This is a genomic window from Curtobacterium sp. MCBD17_032 (assembly GCF_003234855.1).
Lineage (GTDB): Bacteria > Actinomycetota > Actinomycetes > Actinomycetales > Microbacteriaceae > Curtobacterium.
In genome coordinates this window covers 195,165-216,356 of the sequence record NZ_QKTO01000005.1, presented here as the reverse complement: position 1 = coordinate 216,356, position 21,192 = coordinate 195,165, and the positions used below count along the sequence as shown (strand labels likewise).

19 protein-coding genes and 2 tRNA genes are annotated in these 21,192 nt (G+C 71.7%); 13 read left to right on the top strand and 8 right to left on the bottom strand.

What is annotated here, in order from left to right; translation table 11 throughout:
- Window positions 1-2 precede the first annotated feature (2 nt).
- From DEI91_RS09870 to DEI91_RS09845, 6 genes are all read left to right on the top strand, one after another.
- Window positions 3-1,001 carry an ABC transporter permease gene (locus tag DEI91_RS09870; RefSeq protein ID WP_111052122.1) on the top strand — a complete coding sequence of 333 codons (999 nt, stop codon included), beginning with the start codon at window positions 3-5 and terminating at the stop codon, window positions 999-1,001.
- Window positions 998-2,704, top strand: coding sequence for an ABC transporter ATP-binding protein (locus tag DEI91_RS09865; protein ID WP_111052121.1), 1,707 nt, complete (start codon window positions 998-1,000; stop codon window positions 2,702-2,704). Before DEI91_RS09870 ends, DEI91_RS09865 begins: the two co-directional genes overlap by 4 nt.
- A gap of 135 nt (window positions 2,705-2,839) precedes the next feature.
- Complete coding sequence (locus DEI91_RS09860) at window positions 2,840-3,715, top strand: ATP-binding cassette domain-containing protein (RefSeq protein WP_111052120.1); 876 nt, start codon at window positions 2,840-2,842, stop codon at window positions 3,713-3,715.
- On the top strand, window positions 3,712-4,725 hold the full coding sequence (locus tag DEI91_RS09855) for a D-isomer specific 2-hydroxyacid dehydrogenase family protein (RefSeq protein WP_111052119.1): 1,014 nt from the start codon (window positions 3,712-3,714) through the stop codon (window positions 4,723-4,725). Before DEI91_RS09860 ends, DEI91_RS09855 begins: the two co-directional genes overlap by 4 nt.
- A 127-nt stretch (window positions 4,726-4,852) precedes the next feature.
- Window positions 4,853-4,925, top strand: a tRNA-Asn gene (locus DEI91_RS09850).
- Between the two features lie 160 nt (window positions 4,926-5,085).
- The gene (locus DEI91_RS09845) at window positions 5,086-5,598 is read left to right on the top strand and encodes a hypothetical protein (RefSeq protein WP_111052118.1); all 513 of its coding nucleotides are present in this window, start codon (window positions 5,086-5,088) and stop codon (window positions 5,596-5,598) included.
- A 36-nt stretch (window positions 5,599-5,634) separates the two neighbouring features.
- Here the strand turns inward: DEI91_RS09845 and def are convergent, their stop codons facing one another.
- On the bottom strand, window positions 5,635-6,210 hold the full coding sequence (gene def, locus DEI91_RS09840; protein WP_111052117.1) for a peptide deformylase: 576 nt from the start codon (window positions 6,208-6,210) through the stop codon (window positions 5,635-5,637).
- A 39-nt stretch (window positions 6,211-6,249) separates the two neighbouring features.
- Here def and DEI91_RS09835 point away from each other — a divergent pair, with 39 nt between their 5' ends.
- The 5 genes from DEI91_RS09835 to DEI91_RS09815 all read left to right on the top strand — a co-directional run bounded on the left by DEI91_RS09835 (window position 6,250) and on the right by DEI91_RS09815 (window position 10,454).
- Complete coding sequence (locus tag DEI91_RS09835; protein WP_181439555.1) at window positions 6,250-7,164, top strand: multidrug DMT transporter permease; 915 nt, start codon at window positions 6,250-6,252, stop codon at window positions 7,162-7,164.
- Between the two features lie 193 nt (window positions 7,165-7,357).
- The gene (locus DEI91_RS09830; RefSeq protein WP_258374375.1) at window positions 7,358-8,590 is read left to right on the top strand and encodes a glycosyltransferase; all 1,233 of its coding nucleotides are present in this window, start codon (window positions 7,358-7,360) and stop codon (window positions 8,588-8,590) included.
- Window positions 8,581-8,655, top strand: a tRNA-Ile gene (locus DEI91_RS09825). Before DEI91_RS09830 ends, DEI91_RS09825 begins: the two co-directional genes overlap by 10 nt.
- 64 nt (window positions 8,656-8,719) lie before the next feature.
- The gene (locus tag DEI91_RS09820; RefSeq protein WP_258374374.1) at window positions 8,720-9,790 is read left to right on the top strand and encodes an AI-2E family transporter; all 1,071 of its coding nucleotides are present in this window, start codon (window positions 8,720-8,722) and stop codon (window positions 9,788-9,790) included.
- A 130-nt stretch (window positions 9,791-9,920) separates the two neighbouring features.
- A complete protein-coding gene (locus DEI91_RS09815; protein WP_111052116.1) occupies window positions 9,921-10,454 on the top strand; it encodes a DUF3145 domain-containing protein in 534 nt (177 codons plus the stop codon).
- A gap of 252 nt (window positions 10,455-10,706) precedes the next feature.
- On the opposite strand, the gene DEI91_RS09810 is transcribed toward DEI91_RS09815, so the two are convergent.
- The 6 genes from DEI91_RS09810 to aceE form a co-directional block, all read right to left on the bottom strand.
- Window positions 10,707-11,951 carry a beta-ketoacyl synthase gene (locus DEI91_RS09810; protein WP_111052115.1) on the bottom strand — a complete coding sequence of 415 codons (1,245 nt, stop codon included), beginning with the start codon at window positions 11,949-11,951 and terminating at the stop codon, window positions 10,707-10,709.
- An 88-nt stretch (window positions 11,952-12,039) separates the two neighbouring features.
- Entirely contained in the window at window positions 12,040-12,288 is a 249-nt protein-coding gene (locus DEI91_RS09805; protein WP_058741348.1) for an acyl carrier protein, read from the bottom strand.
- Between the two features lie 83 nt (window positions 12,289-12,371).
- Window positions 12,372-13,388 (bottom strand): beta-ketoacyl-ACP synthase III, encoded by a 1,017-nt coding sequence (locus DEI91_RS09800; RefSeq protein WP_111052142.1) that lies wholly within the window; start codon window positions 13,386-13,388, stop codon window positions 12,372-12,374.
- A 56-nt stretch (window positions 13,389-13,444) separates the two neighbouring features.
- On the bottom strand, window positions 13,445-14,386 hold the full coding sequence (locus DEI91_RS09795) for an ACP S-malonyltransferase (RefSeq protein WP_111052114.1): 942 nt from the start codon (window positions 14,384-14,386) through the stop codon (window positions 13,445-13,447).
- 94 nt (window positions 14,387-14,480) lie between these two features.
- On the bottom strand, window positions 14,481-15,707 hold the full coding sequence (locus DEI91_RS09790) for a CdaR family transcriptional regulator (RefSeq protein ID WP_111052113.1): 1,227 nt from the start codon (window positions 15,705-15,707) through the stop codon (window positions 14,481-14,483).
- Between the two features lie 7 nt (window positions 15,708-15,714).
- On the bottom strand, window positions 15,715-18,459 hold the full coding sequence (aceE, locus tag DEI91_RS09785) for a pyruvate dehydrogenase (acetyl-transferring), homodimeric type (protein WP_111052112.1): 2,745 nt from the start codon (window positions 18,457-18,459) through the stop codon (window positions 15,715-15,717).
- Window positions 18,460-18,702: 243 nt separating this feature from the next.
- Between aceE and DEI91_RS09780 the strand changes: the two genes are divergently transcribed.
- A complete protein-coding gene (locus tag DEI91_RS09780; RefSeq protein ID WP_111052111.1) occupies window positions 18,703-19,191 on the top strand; it encodes a peroxiredoxin in 489 nt (162 codons plus the stop codon).
- Window positions 19,192-19,302: 111 nt separating this feature from the next.
- Window positions 19,303-20,232 (top strand): alpha/beta fold hydrolase, encoded by a 930-nt coding sequence (locus DEI91_RS09775; protein ID WP_111052110.1) that lies wholly within the window; start codon window positions 19,303-19,305, stop codon window positions 20,230-20,232.
- Here the strand turns inward: DEI91_RS09775 and DEI91_RS09770 are convergent.
- The gene (locus tag DEI91_RS09770) at window positions 20,225-21,184 is read right to left on the bottom strand and encodes a L,D-transpeptidase (RefSeq protein WP_111052109.1); all 960 of its coding nucleotides are present in this window, start codon (window positions 21,182-21,184) and stop codon (window positions 20,225-20,227) included. The genes DEI91_RS09775 and DEI91_RS09770 overlap by 8 nt on opposite strands.
- Window positions 21,185-21,192 lie beyond the last annotated feature (8 nt).

Below are 21,192 nucleotides of genomic sequence, written 5' to 3'. Positions count from 1 at the left end.
CGATGTCCGACATCACCCTCGTCGACCGCCACGAGCCGCTCTGGAAGCGGCTCCCCGTCGTCGTCCAACTCCGCCGGAGCACCGGTTGGCAGCGCGCCATGCTCATCGTGGGCGTGGTCATCTGCGCGCTCTTCCTGCTCGTCGCGCTCTTCGCGCCGCTCCTCGCCCCGTACGGCTTCGGCCAGCAGCAGGGCGCGGACGGCGTCAACTTCCCCCGCACGGCCGCGCCGAGCGCCGAGCACATCTGGGGCACGACCGTCGGCGGGCTCGACGTCTTCAGCCGCGTCCTCTTCGGCACGCGCACCGCGGTGCTCGTCGTCATCGTCGCGGTGATCGTCTCGATCACGATCGGCGTCCTGCTCGGCATGGTCTCCGGCTACATCGGCGGTTGGCTCGACCGGATCCTCGTGGTCGTCGCGGACGCGATCTACGCGTTCCCGTCGCTGCTGCTCGCGATCGTCGTCTCGATCGTCGTGTCGGGTGGCCGGTCGACGTACTGGGGCGGCATCATCGCCGCGGCGATCTCGATCACGGTCGTGTACATCCCGCAGTACTTCCGCGTGGTCCGCGCCGAGGCCGTCCGCCTGAAGAACGACGCCTTCGTCGAGTCGGCGCGCGTCATCGGCACGAACCCGTGGCGCATCATGACGCGGCACGTGCTCCGGAACTCGACCCGGTCGCTGCCGCTCATCCTGACCCTGAACGCGAGCGACGCCGTGCTCACCCTGGCCGGCCTCGGCTTCCTCGGGTTCGGCATCGGTCCGACGCAGGGCGCGGAGTGGGGCTACGACCTCAGCCGCGCGCTGTCCGACGTCGCCAGCGGCGTCTGGTGGACGGGTGTCTTCCCGGGCATCGCGATCGTGCTGCTCGTCCTCGGGGTGACCTTCATCGGCGAGAGCCTGAACGACATCTCCGACCCGCGGCTCCGTGCGCGACGTCGGTTGAAGCAGCTGGTCTCCACGCGGCGCGCGGCGGCCACGACGGAAGGAGCGGGCTCATGAGCGACGTCCCCACGGGCCTCCAGTCCGGTACGGGCCGCACGGCGGCCGACCCGGTAGTCGTCGTCGACGACCTGACCGTCACCTTCGCGACCGACGGCGGCGCCGTCGACGCGGTGAAGGGCGTCAGCCTCGACGTCCGTCCAGGCGAGGTGCTCGCGCTGGTCGGCGAGTCGGGCTCCGGCAAGTCCGTGACCGCGCGGAGCATGCTCCGGCTCATGCCGGAGACGGCGACGCTCGGCGGCGCCGTGCTGCTCGACGGCACCGACGTCGTCTCGGTGGGCGCGCAGAAGCTCCGCGACCTCCGGGGCACGGCCGGCGCGATGGTGTTCCAGGAGCCGTCCACCGCCCTCAACCCGGTCTTCACGGTCGGGTGGCAGATCGCCGAGGGCCTCCGGGCGCACGGTGGCATGTCGAAGAAGGAAGCGCGCGCGAAGGCGATCGACTACCTCGGTCGCGTCGGCATCCCCGATCCCGAAACGCGCGTCGACCACTACCCCCACCAGTTCTCCGGCGGTCAGAAGCAGCGCGTCGTCATCGCGAGCGCGCTCGCCCTCGAGCCGAGTGTCATCATCGCCGACGAGCCGACCACCGCGCTCGACGTCACCGTGCAGGCCGAGATCCTCGACCTGCTGCGCCGGTGCCGCGACGAGTTCGGCGCGGCCATCGTCGTCATCACGCACAACATGGGCGTCGTGGCGGACCTGGCCGACCGGGTCGCCGTCATGTACCAGGGCGAGATCGTCGAGGAGGCGCCGGTGCACCAGCTCTTCGCGGCGCCCCAGGCCGACTACACGAAGCGTCTGCTCGCCGCGGTGCCCCGGCTCGAGGCGTCGACGGGCGTCGCCCGGCGCGCGGCGATCACCGAGGACGTGGAGCCGGTCGTGTCCGCGAAGGGCCTGGAGATCGTCTACCCGGGACGGCTCGGCGCCGCGCCGTTCCGTGCCGTCAAGGGCGTGGACCTGTCGATCCGTCCCGGCGAGGTCCTCGGCCTGGTGGGGGAGTCCGGTTCGGGCAAGACCACCATCGGCCGGGCGATCGCCGGTCTGACGAAGATCACCGGCGGCTCGCTCGAGGTGCTCGGGACCGAGATGCTCGGGTACAAGGAGCGCGACTTCAAGCGGCTGCGGAAGGACATCGGGTTCGTCTTCCAGGACCCGGCGACGTCCTTCAACCCGCTGCTGACGATCGCCGAGGCGGTCGCCGAGCCGCTCGTCGTGCACGGAGTGGCCTCGTCGCCGCGCTCGGCACGCAAGCAGGTCGACGAACTCCTGGAGGCCGTGCAACTGCCGGCGGCGTACGGCGACCGGTACCCGCACGAGCTCTCCGGTGGGCAGCGACAGCGTGCCTCGCTCGCGCGGTCGCTCGCCCTCCGGCCGAAGCTGCTCATCGCCGACGAACCGACCAGTGCGCTCGACGTGTCGGTGCAGGCCCGCGTGCTGGAGCTCTTCCTCGAGTTGCAGCAGGACTTCGGGTTCGCGTCGCTGTTCATCAGCCACGACCTCGCCGTCGTCGGCGCGCTGTCCGACCGGATCGCGGTGCTCTACCGCGGCGACCTGGTCGAGACCGGCACCACCGCGCAGGTGCTCGGCGCACCCCGGCACCCGTACACGCAACGGCTGCTGGCCTCGCTGCCGGTCCCGGACCCGGAGGAGCAGGCCGAACGACGGCGTACGCTGGAACGACTGGAGCAGGCCGGAGCCTGACCGCTCGGTCAGGACCGACGGCAGCACGACCAGCCTGGAGGCCCGGCCCCCGTCCGCGACGACCGTCGCGTCGGCGGGGCGGCCGGGCCTCCCGACATGGTGCCGCAGCAGGGCGCGCGCAGGAGAAGGGGTTGCATGACCGGGGAGAACGGGCCGGCCGTCGTCGCCGACGACGTCAGCATCGAGTACCGGGGCGGTGCGGTCACCAGCCCGATCCGCGCGGTCGACGGCGTGAGCCTGTCGCTCGGACGGGGTGAGGTGCTCGCGGTGCTCGGTGCGTCCGGCTCCGGCAAGTCGACCTTCGCCGCAGCGGTGGCGGGCCAGCTCGGCACGCACGGTGAGGGCGAGGGCGCCCACCGCCGCCGGGTGACCGGCGGCGAGCTCACCGTCCTCGGCGAACGGGTGCGGCGGGTCCGACCGTCGTCGCGTCGGTACGGTCGGCTGACCGGCAGGATCGGCTACCTGCCGCAGGACGGCGCCGACCGCCTCCGTCCCGACCTGCTCGTCGGCGAGGCCATCGCCGAACCGATCTACGCGCGTGACCGCCGGTTCGACCGGAAGGAGGCCGGGCTCATCGTGGCGCGGCTCGTCGACGCCGTGCACCTGCCGCTCGGGGTCCTCCGGCTGAACACGTGGGAGCTCTCGAGCGGCCAGCGGCAGCGTGTGGCCCTGGCCCGCGCGCTCGTGCTCGAGCCGGAGCTCCTCGTCGCCGACGAGCCCGCGCGCGGGGTGGACGTCCTCGTCCGCCAGTCCGTGCTCGAGGCCCTGGTCGGTCTGCAGCGACGGCGGCAGTTCTCGGCGATCGTGGTGTCGAGCGACCTGCGCGAGGCGCGGGCACTCGCCGATCGCGTGGCGATCATGAACGAGGGACGACTCGTCGGGCTCGGCACCTTCGACGAGGTGCTCGACAACCCGCTCGACCCGTACGTGCGGACGCTCGCCGCCACGGCGTCGCGTCCGGTGAAGCGCAAGCCGGCCACGGCCGGACGAGGAGGGGTCCGTCAGGCATGACCGAGCAGCACCAGCACCAGCACCGTGGACACCGGGCCGTCGTCACCGACGCGGGGCGCCCGCTCCCCGGGGGCACGCCCACCCCGGGTGCCGTGACCGTCCTGCCGACGCCGACCGAGCTGCACGAGGACGCCGTCCGTCGGGCGGGTGGCACGCTCGTCGGGCTCGGCGACGACACGCGGGGGATCGTCTGGCTCGACGCGAGCGACCCCGCCGGCCTGCAGCGGGCGCTGACGACCGCCCCGGGGGTGACCTGGGTGCAGCTGCCGTTCGCCGGCGTGGACGCGTTCGCCTCGCTCATCGCCGAGCACGGTGACCGCGTGCTGTTCACGTCCGCCAAGGGCGCCTACGCCGAGCCGGTCGCGGAACACGCGCTCGCCCTGACCCTCGCCACGCTGCGGGTGCTGCAGAAGCGCGCTCGGACCACGACCTGGGGTCGGGAACCGGAGGGTGTGTCGCTCTACGGCCGGCACGTCGTCCTCATCGGTGCGGGTGGCATCGCACTCGAGTACCTGCGCCTCGTCGCGCCGTTCGACGTGCGGGTGACGGTCGTCCGCCGTTCGGCCGAGGACGTCCCCGGCGCCGACCGGACCGTGACGACCGACCAGCTCGACGCCGTGCTGCCGGACGCGGACGTCGTGGTGGTCGCCGCCGCGATGACCGCGGGGACGGCGGGCCTGCTCGGCGCGCACGAGTTCGCGATCATGCCCGACCACGCGCGCCTGGTGAACATCGCCCGCGGCGGACTGGTCGACACCGACGCGCTCGTGGACGCCCTGCGCTCCGGCAGCATCGCGGCCGCCGGGCTCGACGTCACCGACCCGGAGCCACTGCCGGACGGGCACCCGCTGTGGGACGAGCCGGGCGTCCTCGTCACGCCGCACCAGGCCGACACCCCGGACATGGTCGCACCGCTGTTGGCCGAGCGCGTGCGCGCCAACGTCGCGGCCTTCCTCCGCGCCGACGGGACCGGGTTCATCGGCGTGGTCGACCCGGCAGCGGGGTACTGAGCGACCGCAGCCGACCGGGCGTCCCGCGCGGCACGCCCGGGATGCGCGGACGATGCGCGGGACGCTGGATGTTTGCTGCTATGCTGTTACCCGCTGTTCAACCGCCCTTCGGCGGGGGACACAGTGATCCTCGATAGCTCAATTGGCAGAGCAGCCGGCTGTTAACCGGCAGGTTGTTGGTTCGAGTCCAACTCGGGGAGCGACAGGCCCTCACCCTCCGGGGTGGGGGCCTCTTGCGTTCCGGCCCGGCTCGCCCGTCCTGGCCCGACTCGTGTGCCGCACGGCGCTGGTCTGCGGTTCTCGGGCGTCGTGGTGCGCATCCTCAGCCGATGGTCCGCCCGATGCTGTTAACGTCCACAGGTGCCCCGTCGTCCCCGCCGATCCACGACCGCCGTCGCCGTGCTGGCGCTCGGGCTGGCCGTGACCGCGCTCACCGGGTGCTCCTCGGCCGACGACGGCACGGACCGCGCGGTGGCGGAGGAACCGATGTCGTCCGCGAGTACCGGGACGTCGGGCCCGAGCGGGTCGGCACCGATCGTGTTCGCCTTCACCTGCGCCGTCGGGGACGGACCGGAGACCGAGACCTACACGACCGCCGCGGCCGTCTGGGAGGACGGCAGGACCTCGTGCACGGCGGCACCCATCACGGGCACCGAGCCGTCCGAGCAGCAGCGGTCCGCGCTGACGGCGGTCGAGGGCGACGCGACGCTCGACCAGCTCGCGGCAGCGTGCGCGGTCAGCGGGACGGCGCCGTGGACGAGCGCCGTGACGAGCCGGTCGCAGGCGCACCTGGCAGCCGGGCTCGAACGCTACTGCCCGGGACACCCCGAGATCGACCGGCTCCGGGACGCCCTGGACACGTACCGGGGCTGACGCGCGGCTGCCGGACGCGGTGTGCGGGTGGACCGTTCAGCCCTCGGGGTGGTCACGACCCGGCAGCCACGACTTCCCCGGACCACCCCAGCTGTGCTTCCGGACCGCCTTCTGCGCCTGCTTCGCGTACGGGTGCCCGAGGCGGTCGGCGTACAGGAGGCCGTCCAGGTGGTCGTACTCGTGCTGGAAGACACGCGCGAGCCAGCCGTGCGCCTCGATCTCGAAGGGTTCGCCGTGCTCGTCGAACGCGCGGAGGAGGGCGCCTTCGGACCGGCGCAGCGGGAACCGCTCTCCGGGGATCGACAGGCACCCCTCGGACTCGTCGTCCTCGTCGAGCTCCTCGATCGACTCCGGGAGCGGCGGCGTCGTCCACAGCACCGGGTTGACCGCGACACCCCGCCACAGCACGTCGTCGTCGTCCGTCCACGAGTAGACGAACAACCGCTTGCCGACACCGACCTGAGGGCCGGCGAGGCCGACGCCGGGGGCGAGGTCCATCGTCTCGAACATGTCGGCCACGAGCGCGCGGAGGGCGTCGTCGAAGACGGTCACCTCGGTCGCGGGGGTGTGCAGGACGGGTTCACCGGTGATCCGGATCGGCAGGACGGGCATGGTCCCAGGGTATCCGCGCCGGTCGGATAGCCTCGACCCGTGACACCGGACCTGCCGATCCCCGACGTGGTGCAGAACCTGACCCCGTTCCAGGCCCTGATGATCCCCGTCGCACTCGTCGGTGCGGTGTTCCTGTCGCTCGGCGCGCAGTTCCAGAGCCGGGGCGTCCAGCGCGTCGAGGCCCGGCTCGGCCAGCAGTCGAAGGGCCTGTCGGTCCGGCACGTCCTGGCCCTGCTCGGCAGCGGCAACTGGGTGCTCGGCACGCTCATGCTCGGCGCCGCGATCGTGCTGCAGCTCGTCAGCATCACCTACGCACCGCTCATCGTGGTGCAGCCCCTCGGGGCGGTGGCGCTCGTCGTCACGACGTGGTTCTCGTCCCGCAGCAGCGGCGTCCCGCTCGGCACGCAGGCGCGACGGGCGGTGTGGACGTGCATCGGCGGTGTCGGGCTGTTCGTGCTCATCGCCGCGCTGTACGGCCGGGAGAGCCCGATCGGACGTGGACAGCTCATCACCGTGCTCGTGGTCCTCGCGGTCGTGCTGGCACTCGTGGTGGTGTCGTTCCGGCTGGTCGCGAAGCGCCGCAACGCGCTCTACTACATCATCGGCGCCGGGGTGCTCTACGGCTTCGTCGCGACGCTCGCCAAGGTCACGTTGAACCGGATCGTGAACGGCGCGTTCGACTGGGTGACGGTGTTCGCGATCGTGGGGGTCGTGGTCGCCTCGGCCGTCGGCGCGTACTTCGTGCAGAACGCGTACTCCAGCGGCTCCGCCGACCTCGTCATCGCCGGCCTCACGGTGGTCGACCCGATCGTCGCCGTCGGCATCGGCGTGATCGTCCTCGACGAGGCGGCCGGGGCACCGGTCGGTGCCGGCATCGGCTTCCTCGTCGCCGGCGCGATCGCGATCACCGGGGTCTTCCTGCTCGCCAAGCACCACCCCGACACGCGCCGCTAGCGACGGACGGGAGCCGCGCCTCCCGTCCGTCGGACCACCCGCGCCCCACGGGAGGCCCCGTACCGGGGATGACCCGGGTCAGCCGCGCGGCGGAGGCGACCGGCCAGAGGGGTGCGGTAGCGTTCCGAACCGACCAGACCGGCGGTCCGACAGGACGCGCGCCGGTGAACGCGACGAGAGGACGACCCCCGCCGTGCCAGCAGACGCCAGGACCGAGACGACCGACACCACGGCCGCCGCCGGGGGGCGACGGCCGCTGCGGGTGCTCATCGCCGCCGACACCTTCGCCCCCGACGTCAACGGAGCGGCGACCTTCACCGAGGAACTCGCGGTCGGACTCGCGCAGCGCGGGCACGAGGTGCACGTCATCGCCCCGTCGTGGAACCGGACGCACCACGGCTCCTTCGACGAGGAGTACCGCGGCGTCACGCTGACCGTCCACCGGTTGGCCTCGTACCGCTGGCCGGCGCACGCCTGGTACCGCTTCGCGTGGCCCTGGACCGTGCGGAAGCACACCGCCCCGGTGATCGACGCCCTGCAGCCCGACGTCGTGCACATCCAGTCCCACATCGTCGTCGGCCGCGGTGTCGCCCGCGAAGCGCACGACCGGGGCATCCGGATCGTCGGCACGAACCACTTCATGCCCGAGAACCTGCTGGAGTACACGCCCTTCGGCAAGTGGACGACGCCGATCGCGCTCAAGGTCGCCTGGCGGGACGCGGCGAAGACGTACCGGCTGGCCGAGGCCATCACGACGCCCACGGAACTGGCTGCCGACTACCTGCGGGACGCCATCGCCGGGCAGCCCGTGCTCGCGATCTCGTGCGGCATCGACGCCACGCGGTACACGCCGGCGACCGGACGGCCAGCCGGCAACGAGATCGTCTTCGTCGGGCGTGTGGCACCCGAGAAGAACCTCGACGTGGTCATCCGGGCGCTGCCGCTCCTGCCGGCGTCACTCGACGCCCACTTCACGGTCGTCGGCGACGGCGACATGATCCCGAAGCTCACCGCGCTCGCGCAGGAGCTCGGCGTCGAGGAGCGGGTCCGGTTCCTCGGCTTCGTCCCCGACGAGGTCAAGCTGCGGACGCTGACCGAGGGCACCGTGTTCGTCATGCCGTCGACGGCCGAGCTGCAGAGCATCTCCTCGCTCGAGGCCATGGCCTCCGGGCTGCCCGTCGTCGCGGCGGACGCGATGGCGCTCCCGCACCTCGTCGACGGCAACGGCGCCCTCTTCACCCCGGGTGACGAGCAGGACCTCGCCGCGAAGCTCACCGCGGTGCTCACCGCGCCCGACGAGGAGTACGACCGCATGCGCGCGCGCAGCCTGACGATGATCGAGGCGCACGACATCAACCGCACGCTCTCCACGTTCGAGGCGCTGTATCGTGGGGAGTCGGTGGCCGCTGGCCCCGAGGGGCGGTAGCCAAGCTGGTCAAGGCAGTCGGCTCATAACCGAACGATTCGCGGGTTCAAGTCCCGCCCGCCCTACGTGCACCTGCCGTCCAAGAAGCGCCACGCTGAAGACACGAGCCACGCGCCCACCCCGAACGTGATGTTCGAGGTGAGCCGGGCCGGTACCGGCGTGCGCGTCAACGCCTTCCGCATCGGGTTCATGGGTGCGATCGGTGTGCTCGTCGCGCTCCTGGCCGGCCTGCTCATCCGCGAGCTGAGCACCGTCCTCGTCTACATCGGCGTCGCCCTGTTCATCGCTCTCGGCCTCGACCCGCTCGTGACCCTGCTCGAGCGGTACATCCCGCGCTGGTCGGCGATCCTGATCGTCGTCGTCGCGGTCCTCGGTGCGTTCGTCGGTGTCGTGTTCGCCATCGTGCCGCTGCTGGTCGAACAGGCCACGAACCTCGTGCAGAACTTCCCCGAGATCGTCGAGGACGTCTCGCGGCAGGGATGGGTGCAGGACCTCTCGCGACAGTTCGAGGGGTCGTTCGACATCGACCACGCGCTCGAGTCCGCGCAGGCGTTCGTCGAGAACCCGGGCAACCTGCTGTCCCTCGGCGGCGGGATCCTGGCCGTCGGCAGCGGCATCCTCTCCGGTCTGACCGGCGCGCTCATCGTCATCATCCTGATGCTGTACTTCCTGGCCTCGATGCGTGGGCTCAAGACGATGGCGTACCGGTTCGTGCCGGCGTCCCGTCGGGAGAACTTCGTCGTGGTCAGCGAGGAGGTCACGTCGTCGGTCGGCCGTTACGTCGTCGGCCAGATCACCCAGGCGGGCATCAACGGGGTGCTCAGCATCATCTGGTTGCTCATCATCGGCGCGCCGCTGCCCGTGCTGCTGGCGACGTTCGCGTTCCTCGGGTCGCTCATCCCGCTCGTCGGGACGATCGGCGCCGCGGTGCTCATCTCGCTGCTCTGCCTGTTCGCCTCCCCGGCGACGGCACTGGCCGCGGCGATCTACTACCTCGTGTACATGCAGGTCGAGGCGTACGTCATCTCGCCCCGCATCATGTCGCGCGCCGTGCAGGTGCCCGGAGCCCTCGTCGTGATCGCTGCCGTGGCCGGTGCGACCGTGGGCGGCGTGCTCGGCGCGGTCGTGGCGGTGCCGGCAGCGGCGTCGGTGATCATCATCGTGCAGAAGGTCATCTACCCGCGCCAGGAACTCGCGTAGGACCTGCCTCCTGCGGGGTTCCTCCGGGTGCTTGCCGTTCGCGGTCGGCAGCTGGCATGATGAGCGTGTCCTCCGGGACATCACAATCGCATACCGATGGTCCCGAACGGGTCCTCCGCAGTCCAGGTCGATGGGGAAGTCGCACCTGACGATCGGAGGAATCGTGACTGGGACAACGTCAGGAGTGCTCTACGTGCACTCCTCACCACGCGCGCTCTGCCCGCACGTCGAATGGGCGGCTGGTCGCGCGATGAACCGCGCCGTGAACTTCTCGTGGCTCGACCAGCCCGCGCTCGACGGCTCACGCCGGACCGAGTTCACCTGGTCCGGTCCCGTCGGGTCCGGTGCGGCGATCGCCTCTGCCCTGCGCGGTTGGGAGCACCTGAGGTTCGAGGTCACCGAGGACGCCACCGCGGACTCCGACGGCGGTCGCTGGATGCACACGCCCGACCTCGGTGTCTTCTACGCGCAGACCGACGTCACCGGCAACATGGTCGTGCCCGAGGACCGCGTCCGCTACGCCATGGAGGTCGCGGGCAGCAACGCGCTCGAACTGCACCGCGAGCTGCGACTCGCGCTCGGGCAGGCGTGGGACGACGAGCTCGAGCCCTTCCGCCACGCTGCCGAGGGCAACCCCGTCGTCTGGTTGCACCGCGTCGGCTGAGTCCCCGCGTTCCTCCCGTCGCGCAGAACGCCGTCCTCCGGGGCGGCGTTCGGCGTTCCGGCGGGTCGCACTGCCGTGGACGCGCCCGGCGCTCGTCGGCGACCGGTCACGTCTCGTCGGGCACGTGCCTCCAGTCCGACGGTTCGTGACCGGTCGGCGGAAGTGAGCGAAGAGTCGGCGCCGGTCGGGCGGCCCCGGACGGACGGGAGGCCCGCCCCGCGACGCGGGACGGGCCTCCTGGCCGACGGCGGATCAGACCGAGCGGAACGCGACCACGGCGTTGTGCCCACCGAAGCCGAATGAATTGCTCACCGCGAGCAGGTCGCCCGCCGGCAGCTCGCGCGGAGCGGTCGCGACGTCCATCACGATCTCCGGGTCCTGCTCCGTGAGGTTGATCGTCGGGGGAGCGAGCCGGTTCTCGAGCGCGAGGACGGTGAAGACCGCCTCAATCGCACCGGCACCACCGAGCAGGTGCCCGGTCGACGCCTTCGTGGCGGACACGACGACCTGGTCGAGGTGGTCGCCGAAGACCCGGCGCATCGCGTGGTACTCGGCGACGTCACCGACCGGGGTCGAGGTCGCGTGGGCGTTCACGTGCGCGACGTCCGACCGGCTGGCGTCCGCGTGCTCGAGCGCCATGATGACGGCACGGGCGGCGGCGGAGCCCTCGGGGTCCGGAGCGGTGATGTGGAAGGCGTCGGAGGTGATGCCGGAGCCGGCGACCTCGGCGTAGATGTGCGCACCGCGGGCCTCGGCGTGCTCCTTCGTCTCGAGGATCAGCGCTGCGGCACCGTCGGCGAGCACGAACCCGTCGCGCGTGACGTCGTACGGACGGGACGCGGTCTCGGGGGAGTCGTTGCGGCGGGAGAGTGCCTGCATGGCGGCGAACGACGCCAGGGGCAGCGGGTGCAGGGCGGCCTCGGCGCCACCGGCGATGACGATGTCGGCGTCACCGAACGCGACGTGGCGGTAGGCCTCGGCCAGGGACTCGGTGGAGGAGGCACAGGCGGAAAGGTAGGTCCGCGCGCCTCCGCGGGCACCGAACTCCATCTCGATGGCGGCGGCCGGGCCGTTCGCCATGAGCATCGGGACCGTCATCGGCATGACGCGACGCGGACCCTTCTCGCGCAGGGTGTCCCAGGCGTCGAGCAGCGTGTTGACGCCGCCGATGCCGGTCGCCCAGTCGACGATGAGCCGCTCGGGGACGACGGACTCGGCGTCGATGCCGGCGTCGGCCCAGGCCTCACGGGCGGCGATGAGCGACAGCTGCGACGACGGGTCGAGTCGCTTCGACTCGGGGCGGGTCAGCTGGTCGGTGACGAAGCGGCGCGCCTGACCGGCGAACTCCACGGGGAGCTCGAGATCGGCGTAGCGCGTGTCCTCGATGCGGCTGATGCCGGACTCGCCGGCGAGCAGGGCCGCCCAGGATTCCTTGGCGGTCGCAGCGAGGGGACTGATCGCACCGATCCCGGTGACGACGACGGTTCTCTTGGTCATGGACGACGGTTCTTTCTGCGAGGGACAAGACGAGCGCCGCGGGCCACGACTCGAGGGTCAGCGGCCCGCGGCGCTCAGGAAGCTCGTTTCAGGCCTGGGCCTTGACGATGAAGTCGACGGCGTCGCCGACGGTCTTGAGGTTCTTGACCTCTTCGTCGGGGATCTTGACGTCGAACTTCTCTTCGGCGTTCACGACGATGGTCATCATCGAGATGGAGTCGATGTCGAGGTCGTCGGTGAACGACTTGTCGGCGGCGACGGTGTCGGTCGCGATGCCGGTCTCGTCGTTGATCAGCTCGGCCAGGCCGGCGAGGACTTCTTCGTTGGACAGGGCCATGGGTGTTCTCCTTGAGGGGGGTGTCGTTTGACCGTGGGACAGCCTAGGGCACGGGCACTGCCCGCGCCCGGAGGCGCGAGGGGCTAGGGGAGGACGACCACCTGCGCGCCGAACACGAGTCCGGCGCCGAAGCCGATCTGCAGGGCGAGCCCGCCCGACAGTTCCGGCTGCTCGGCGAGCAGGCGGTGCGTGGCGAGCGGGATGCTCGCGGCGGAGGTGTTGCCGGTCGTGGTGATGTCGCGGGCGATGGCGACCGTGTCCGGGATCCCGAGCTGCTTCGCGAACTCGTCGATGATCCGGATGTTCGCCTGGTGCGGGACGAACGCGGCGAGCTGGTCGGCGCGCACGCCGGCTGCATCGAGCGCCTGCCGCGCGACCTTGACCATCTCCCAGACGGCCCAGCGGAACACGGTCTGGCCGGCCTGGCGCATCGTCGGACGGGGGGCTCCCGCCGCCCACTCGTTGTAGGTCGCGGTCATGCCGATCGCGTCCCACTTCGAGCCGTCGGAGCCCCAGATGCTCGGGCCGATGCCGGCGGTGTCGCTCGGACCGACGACGGCGGCGCCCGCCCCGTCCCCGAGGAGGAACGAGATGGACCGGTCGGTCGGGTCGACGACGTCGCTGAGCTTCTCGGCGCCGATGACCAGGACGTGGTCGGCGATGCCGGACTTGATGAACGAGTCGGCCTGGGCGATCCCGTACGCGTAGCCGGCGCAGGCGGCACTGATGTCGTACGCGGCGGCCGGCGTCGCCCCGATCCGCTCGGCGAGCAGCGACGCCATCGACGGTGTCGCCACGGTGTGCGTGACGGTGGCGACGAGGACGACGCCGATCTGGTCCGGGGTGAGCCCGGCCTTCTCGATCGCCTCGCGCGCTGCCGCCTCGGCGAGGTCGACCGCTTCGACGTCACGCCCGGCACGCTTGCGTGTGACGATGCCGGTGCGCTGGCGGATCCACTCGTCGGAGGAGTCGATCGGGCCGACGAGGTCGTCGTTCGGGACGACGTTCTCGCCACGCGCAGCCCCGACGGCGAGGATGCGGGTGAACTCGTGGCCGCGTCGCTGGGACAGGACCGGTCGCTCGCCGGCCTGGAGGCTCATGGTCGCGTCCGTTCCGCCGGTGGCGTCCGTCTCGACGGCGGTGGTGCTGGCGTCGGTCATCGGGCGGCCTCCGTGGTGTCGGTGGCGCTCTGCAGCAGCTCGACGGCGGCGGGCAGGTCGTCCGGGGTCTTGATCGCGACCGTCGGCGTGCCGCGGAGACCGCGCTTGGCGAGGCCGACCAGGGCTCCGGCCGGTGCGAGTTCGATGATGCCGCTGACGCCGGCCTGCTGGAAGGACGTCATGACGGCGTCCCAGTGCACGGGGCTGGCGATCTGGCGGACCATGAGGTCGACGAAGCGGCGTCCGTCGTCGACCCGGGAGCCGTCGGCGTTCGTCCAGAGCGGGAGGGTCGGGTCCTGCACGGCCGCGGCCGCGGCGACGGGGGCGACCCGGTCGACGGCCGGGGCCATGAAGCGCGTGTGGAAGGCACCGGCGACGGCGAGGGGGACGACGCGCGCCTTCGCGGGCGGCTGCTCGGCGAGGCGGGCGATCGCGTCCGCCGGACCGGCGACGACGGTCTGGCCGCCGCCGTTGTGGTTCGCGGCCGTCAGCCCGAGGGACTCGAGCAGCGCGGCCAGTTCGTCGGCGTCGCCCCCGAGGACCGCGGCCATCGAGGTCGGCTCGAGGGCGGCGGCGTCGGCCATGGCCCGGCCCCGCTCGGCGACGAGCGACACGGCGTCGGTCGGGGTGAGCACCCCGGCGACGGCGGCGGCGGTGAACTCACCGACCGAGTGGCCGGCGACACCGCCGACGTGGGCACGGCGCCCGTCCGCGAGCAGTGCGTCGGCGGTGACGAGCCCGGCGGCGACGATGAGCGGCTGTGCGAGGGCGGTGTCCTTGATGGTGTCCGCGTCGGAGTTCGTCCCGTGTTCGGCGAGGTCGACGCCGATCGCGTCGGACCACTGCCCGACGCGGTCACGGACGGCTGCGTCCTCGAGCCAGGGGGCGAGGAAGCCGGGGGTCTGGGAGCCCTGTCCGGGCGCGACGACGACGATCACCGCTCAATGATGCCGGGCCGTTCCCGTCGGGCTCGTGTGGACTCCCCACACGGATTGCCGGGGAGCGTTGTAGGAACCCCACCCGGCCGGACGGTCAGCGGCGGGTGGGCCGACGGCGTGTGGACGCCGCTTCGGACATCGCGCCGAGGATGAGCGCCGACTGCACGATGAGGGCGTCCCGCGCGTGCGTGGCGTCCCACCCGATGATGTCGGCGACACGACGGAGCCGGTAGCGGACGGTGTTCGGGTGCACGAAGAGCTCGCGCGCCGTGGCCTCGAGCGACCGACCGGTGTCGAGGTAGCACCACAGGGTCTGCAGGAGCTCGGTCGACTGGTCCTTGAGCGGCGTGTAGATCCGCTGCACCAGGGCGGAGCGGGCGAGGGGGTCGCCCGCGAGCGCGCGCTCGGGCAGCAGGTCGTCGGCGAGGGCCGGTCGGGGAGCGCCACGCCAGGCCCGCGCGACGGCGAACCCGGCCAGTGCTGCCTTCGCACTGGTCGAGGCGTCGACGACCCCGGGGACCTCGTTGCCGAGGACGAGGTGGCCCTCGCCGAACAGCGGTTCGAGCTCCTGCGCGATGGCCATGAACGAGACGGGTTCTTCACCCTCGGGCACGTCGTCCCGCGGGGTCGCCCGTCCGATGACGACCACGAGCCGCGAGCCCTGCACGCCGATGAGCACGTCGGCGTCCTGGTGACGCGCGGTCCGGCGGACCTGGTCCACCTCGAGCTGCTTCGGTGCCGTCCCGACCAGGACCGCGACCTCCCCGTGTCCGTGCCAGCCGAGGGCGGCGATGCGGGACGGCAGTTCGTCGTCGTACTCGCCGGACAGGATCGAGTCGACGACCAGCGCCTCGAGCCGGGCGTCCCACAGCCCGCGGGCCTCGGCCGCACGGGCGTAGACGTCGGCAGCCGCGAAGGCGATGTCCCGCGAGTACTTGAGGATCGCCTCCTGCAGCATCTCGTCGTCGGCGGCGCGCTCCTCGACCACGGTCACCACGACACGGATGAGCTGCAGGGTCTGCTGCAGGCTCACCGATCGCAGGAGCTCTCGCGGGGCCGAGCCGAAGACGTCGGCGGCAGCGATCCACGGGGTGGAGGCGCTGCCCTCGAGCCACGAGATGAACGACGTGATGCCGGCCTGGGCCACCATGCCGACGGCCGAGCGACGCCCCGGGGGCATCTCGCTGTACCAGGGCAGGGTGTCCTCGAGCCGCTTGATCGTCGCGGTCGAGAGTTCGCCCGACACCTGCCGGAGCCAGGAGAGCGCCCGTTGCCGGTCGTCCTCCCGGCCCGCGGCGGTGGCGGTGCGGGGTGTGGTCACGCGGAGATCAGCTCTCGCCGCCCGCGCTGCCGGTCGTGCCGGCGGTCACGTCGTGCAGGCGGTACTTGTCGATCGCCTGCTGCAGGACCGACGCGTCGAGCTTGCCCTGGCGGACCAGCTGCTGCAGCGTCCGCACGACGACCGAGGGGCCGTCGATGTGGAAGAAGCGGCGCGCTGCCGGACGGGTGTCCGAGAAGCCGAAGCCGTCGGCACCGAGCGTGGCGTAGTCGGACGGGACGAACGGGCGGATCTGCTCCTGCACGGCGTGCATGAAGTCGCTCACCGCGACGACCGGGCCCTCGGTGCCGAGCAGGCGCTCGGTGACGTACGGGGTGCGCGGCTGCTCGTTCGGGTTGAGGAACGCGTGCTGTTCGGCGTCCACCCCGTCGCGGTACAGCTCGCCCCAGCTCGTGACGCTCCAGACGTCGGCGGACACGCCCCAGTCCTCGGCCAGGAGCTGCTGCGCCTCGAGGATCCACGGCACGGCGACGCCGGACGCGAGCAGCTGGGCCTTCGGGCCGTCGTGCTCGCTCGGCTTGAGCAGGTACATGCCCTTGACGATCCCCTCGACGTCGACGCCCTCAGGCTCGGCCGGCTGCACGAGCGGCTCGTTGTAGACCGTCAGGTAGTACATGACGTTCGGGTCGTCGTGCGACGGGGTGCCGTCCTCGTTCGTGCCGTACATCCGCTCGAGGCCGGTGCGGACGATGTGTCCGATCTCGTAGCCGTATGCGGGGTCGTACGAGACGACCGCCGGGTTCGTCGCGGCCAGCAGCGGCGAGTGGCCGTCCGCGTGCTGCAGGCCCTCGCCGGTCAGCGTGGTGCGGCCGGCGGTGGCGCCGATCATGAACCCGCGGGTCATCTGGTCGCCGGCGGCCCAGATGGCGTCACCGGTGCGCTGGAACCCGAACTGCGAGTAGAAGACGTAGACCGGGATGAGCGGCTCGCCCTGCGTCGAGTACGAGGTGCCGACGGCGGTGAAGGCCGCGAGGGCGCCCGCCTCGTTGATGCCGACGTGGATGATCTGGCCCTGCGGGCTCTCCTTGTACGCCAGGAGGAGCTCACGGTCGACGGACGTGTAGTGCTGCCCGTTCGGGTTGTAGATCTTGGCCGTCGGGAAGTACGCGTCCATGCCGAACGTGCGCGCTTCGTCCGGGATGATCGGGACGACGCGGTTGCCGAAGTCGGGGGAGCGGAGCAGGTCCTTCAGCAGACGGGCGAACGCCATCGTCGTGGCGACCTCCTGCTTGCCGGAGCCCTTCTTGACGATCTGGTACTTCGACTCATCGGGCAGGTTGACCTGCGTGTACTTCGACCGACGTTCCGGCACGTAGCCGCCGAGTTCACGGCGACGTTCGTGCATGTACTGGATCGCCTCGTCGTCGTTGCCCGGGTGGTAGTACGGCGGCGTGTAGGGGTTCTCCTCGAGCTGCGCGTCCGTGATCGGGATGCGCATCTCGTCGCGGAACTGCTTGAGGTTGTCGAGCGTGAGCTTCTTCATCTGGTGGGTCGCGTTGCGGCCCTCGAAGCTCGGGCCGAGGCCGTAGCCCTTGACGGTCTTCGCGAGGATGACGGTCGGCTGGCCCTTGTGCTCGGTCGCCGCCTTGAACGCCGCGTAGACCTTGCGGTAGTCGTGCCCACCGCGCTTGAGGTTCCAGATCTGGTCGTCCGAGTAGTCCTTGACGAGTTCGAGCGCCTTCGGGTCGCGCCCGAAGAAGTTCTCGCGGACGTAGGCACCGTTCTCGGCCTTGTACGTCTGGTAGTCGCCGTCCGGCGTCGCGTTCATGAGGTTGAGGAGCGCACCGTCGGTGTCGCGGGCGAGCAGGTCGTCCCACTCGCGGCCCCACACGACCTTGATGACGTTCCAGCCCGCGCCGCGGAAGAACGCCTCGAGCTCCTGGATGATCTTGCCGTTGCCGCGGACCGGACCGTCGAGGCGCTGGAGGTTGCAGTTGATGACGAAGTTCAGGTTGTCGAGACCGTCGTTCGCCGCGACCTGGAGCTGGCCGCGGGACTCGACCTCGTCCATCTCGCCGTCACCGAGGAAGGCCCAGACCTGCTGTTCCGAGGCGTCCTTGATGCCGCGGTTGGACAGGTACTTCGCCTGCTGCGCCTGGTAGATCGCGTTGATCGGGCCGATGCCCATCGACACGGTCGGGAACTGCCAGAAGTGCGGCATGAGGCGGGGGTGCGGGTAGGACGACAGTCCGCCGCCGGCGTGCGACTTCTCCTGGCGGAAGCCGTCGAGCTGGTCCTCGCTCAGGCGGCCTTCCATGTAGGCGCGGGCGTACATGCCGGGCGAGGCGTGGCCCTGGAAGAAGACCTGGTCCCCGCCGGACGGGTGGTCCTGCGCGCGGAAGAAGTGGTTGTAGCCGACCTCGTACATGGCGGCGCTCGACGCGTACGTCGAGATGTGGCCACCGACGGCGATGCCGGGGCGCTGCGCGCGGTGCACGGTGATGGCCGCGTTCCAGCGGATCCACCGGCGGTAGCGGCGCTCGAGTTCCTCGTCGCCGGGGAACGCGGGCTCGTCCTCGGGCGCGATCGTGTTGACGTAGTCCGTCGTCGGGACCATCGGCACGCCGAGGTGCAGCTCGTTCGAGCGCTTCAGCAGGCTCTGCATGATCTCGCGGGCCCGCTGGTGCCCGTGCGTCGCGACGAGACCGTCGAGGGACTCACGCCACTCGGCGGTCTCCTCCGGGTCCTGGTCCTGCCCTGCGGTGCTGCGCGGGTCCTGGTCGTTCACCGTCACCGTTGACCTCGTTCGTTCTCGTGGTGGTGGACATGTCGAGCCGTCGGTGGTCGGATCACGACCGGGGACGGGCCGCGTCCACTCTAGGCCCCCGCACCGACGGCGACGCTGATGGCGACGCGGACCGGTCGGCACTTGCGTTCGCGGGCCGTCGGCGTAGCATGGCCGACCGTGCGTCCGCGACCGGTGGATGCGTGGGACCGACGGGCACACCCAACGCCCGGGGAGAGAAGCACCACCACGATGGCACTGGAGATCGGCTCACTCGCGCCGGACTTCGAGCTCCCGAACCAGTTCGGTGAGCACGTCCGACTCAGCGACCACCGCGGCCACCGCCCGGTCGCACTCGTCTTCTTCCCGCTCGCGTTCTCGTCCACCTGCACCGACGAGCTCTGCACGCTGCAGGACAACATCGCGATGTTCCAGGACCAGCGCATCGAGCTGATCGGCATCTCGGTCGACTCGAAGGCGACGCTCCGGTCCTTCGCCCAGGCGAACGGCTACGACTTCGAGCTGCTCGCCGACTTCTGGCCGCACGGTGCCGTGTCCAAGGAGTACGGCGTCTTCCTCGAGAAGAAGGGCTTCGCCACCCGCGCGACCTTCGTGATCGACGTGCAGGGACGCATCAAGGCGTCGATCATCACCGAGCCCGGCGTCGCCCGCGACGTGACCGAGTACCGCGCCGCCCTGGACCGGTTGGCCGCGTGCTCCGCACCGGTCCCGGTCGGCTGACCCGGGCCTCCCGGCCGCTCCGCGCTCACTGACGCAACGCCCACCTGCCCTCCCCGGCACGGTCGGCTCCGAACCCCTGGCGGTGCCCGAGCGCACCGGACTGGAGGCACGGTGACCGCCACCGACACCGGCTCGGCCCCGCAGGTCGGCGGGGTCCCCGGCGGGCCCTACGCTCCGTACCCGATCGTCGACGACCCGTCCCGGTGGGGCCTCACCACGACGACGACCGAGACGAGCGCCGGACCCGCCGTCGTCCACCGCCGCCGTGGGGACCGGCCGGTCCTGTTCCTGCACGGTGTCGCCGGGTCGTGGTCGACGTGGACGCCGCTCCTGGCAGCAGCGGACGGGCTGCCGGGCCGCGGCCTCGTGTTCGTCGACCTGCCCGGGTGGGGGGCCTCGCCCGCGCCGGCGGTCCCGCTCGACGTCGACGGCTCCGCCCGGGTCCTCGTCGACGTACTCGACGCGCTCGGCCTCGACGCGGTCGACGTGGTCGGTCACTCGATGGGCGCCTTCGTCGGCCTGCACCTCGCCGTCAGCCGGCCGGCGCGCGTGCGGACCCTCGGGCTCGTCTCGGGGACGACCTTCGCGACCGCAGCGGCATCGCGACACCCCGTGCGGGCGCTGCGGTCCCTGCCGGCGTTCACCCTGTTGCGCGCCGGGCTCGCCGTGACCCGCGGGTCCGCGCACACCGTCCTGCGGGCGCTCGCCCGGGTCGGGCTGCTCCCGCTCCTCGCGGCACCCGTGTTCGCGGCCGTGCGCCGACTCGACCGCAGCGTCCTCGACGCCTTCGTCGAGGAGTTCCGGCCGGCCGGGTTCCTCGGCGCAGCACGCTCCGCCGCGCGCTACGACACCCGTCGTTGGTCCGCCGTGCGGTGTCCGGTGGTGGCGGTCGCCGGGCGGCAGGACGTGTTCGCCCGGACCGACGACCTCGACCGGTTGCGGCGGTCGCTGCCGGACGTGCGGACCGTCCTGCTCGAGGAGTGCGGCCACTTCGCGCACGTGGAGCGGCCGGACGCGGTCGTCCGGGAGTTGCTCAGCTGAACTCGATCGGCGTCCCGATCGGCAGCCCGGCCAGGGCCTCGGTCATCGCCGCCGAGATGCGGACGCACCCGTGCGACGACCCGTTCGGGTCCGGGTAGTAGTGCAGGGCGGTGAGGGCGGCGTTCCCGCCGTAGCCGGCGAGCGTCGCGGAGTGCGCGCCGGTCAGCGAGATCGGGTGGCCCTGCGTGTACGGCACCTGCGGGTCGACGTAGTTCGCCTCCATGTACGTCTTCGTGTCCGTCGGCGTGGGGTCCTGCGGGGTGCCGAGCCGTGCGGGCTCGCTCGTCTGGACCGAACCGTCGCGTCGGACGATCGCGATCGTCGAGGCTTCGTTGTCGACCCGCACCACACGGTCGACGCCGGTGAGGGTGAAGTCCGCGGCGCGGGCCCAGGCGAACGTCGCGCTCGGGGCCGTGGCGACCCCGCCGTCGCCCGGCGTGCGGTTCCGGGAGGGCGTCGAGACGAGCACCATGCCGCCGTCCTGGCCGGCAGAGCGGCCCCAGACCGCGGTCGCCGTCGGCGTGTTGATCGTGGACACCGAGGACGACAGCGTGGCGACCGGAGCGGCGTCCGCGTCGGGCGAGGCGTACAGCGGGACGAGCGGTGCCGTCGGGGTCGCGGTCGTCCACGCGTTCTCCGCGTCGACCTGCGAGCCATCGAGGAGCCCGCCGATGACGGCGTCGTGGAACGCGAGCGGCAGGGCGGCGAGGGCGCTGTCGGACGGGCGCTCGGGGACGGCCGGCAGTGGCGTCGCCGACGGTGTCGGCGTGGGTGGGACAGACCGCGGGGCCGCGACGGGCGTGGGGCGGGCCTCCTGTCCGGTCCCACCGAGCGCCCACGCGGTCGTGCCGGCGGCGACGACCACGGCGAGCGCGCCCGCACCGACGATCCACCGGCGACGTGTCCGGGTCGCTGGTGCGTCCGGTCCCGGTGTGCTGGACGGTTCCGTCATGGTGCTGC

Coding starts and splice junctions, on each gene's coding strand:
- DEI91_RS09780 (WP_111052111.1), top strand. CDS start 18,703: ATGGCACTGGAGATCGGCTCACTCGCGCCGGACTTCGAGCTCCCGAAC.
- def (WP_111052117.1), bottom strand. CDS start 6,210: ATGCCCGTCCTGCCGATCCGGATCACCGGTGAACCCGTCCTGCACACC.
- DEI91_RS09805 (WP_058741348.1), bottom strand. CDS start 12,288: ATGGCCCTGTCCAACGAAGAAGTCCTCGCCGGCCTGGCCGAGCTGATC.
- DEI91_RS09860 (WP_111052120.1), top strand. CDS start 2,840: ATGACCGGGGAGAACGGGCCGGCCGTCGTCGCCGACGACGTCAGCATC.
- DEI91_RS09800 (WP_111052142.1), bottom strand. CDS start 13,388: ATGAGCCTCCAGGCCGGCGAGCGACCGGTCCTGTCCCAGCGACGCGGC.
- DEI91_RS09820 (WP_258374374.1), top strand. CDS start 8,720: ATGTTCGAGGTGAGCCGGGCCGGTACCGGCGTGCGCGTCAACGCCTTC.
- DEI91_RS09855 (WP_111052119.1), top strand. CDS start 3,712: ATGACCGAGCAGCACCAGCACCAGCACCGTGGACACCGGGCCGTCGTC.
- DEI91_RS09865 (WP_111052121.1), top strand. CDS start 998: ATGAGCGACGTCCCCACGGGCCTCCAGTCCGGTACGGGCCGCACGGCG.
- DEI91_RS09870 (WP_111052122.1), top strand. CDS start 3: ATGTCCGACATCACCCTCGTCGACCGCCACGAGCCGCTCTGGAAGCGG.
- DEI91_RS09770 (WP_111052109.1), bottom strand. CDS start 21,184: ATGACGGAACCGTCCAGCACACCGGGACCGGACGCACCAGCGACCCGG.
- DEI91_RS09810 (WP_111052115.1), bottom strand. CDS start 11,951: ATGACCAAGAGAACCGTCGTCGTCACCGGGATCGGTGCGATCAGTCCC.
- DEI91_RS09815 (WP_111052116.1), top strand. CDS start 9,921: ATGGGGAAGTCGCACCTGACGATCGGAGGAATCGTGACTGGGACAACG.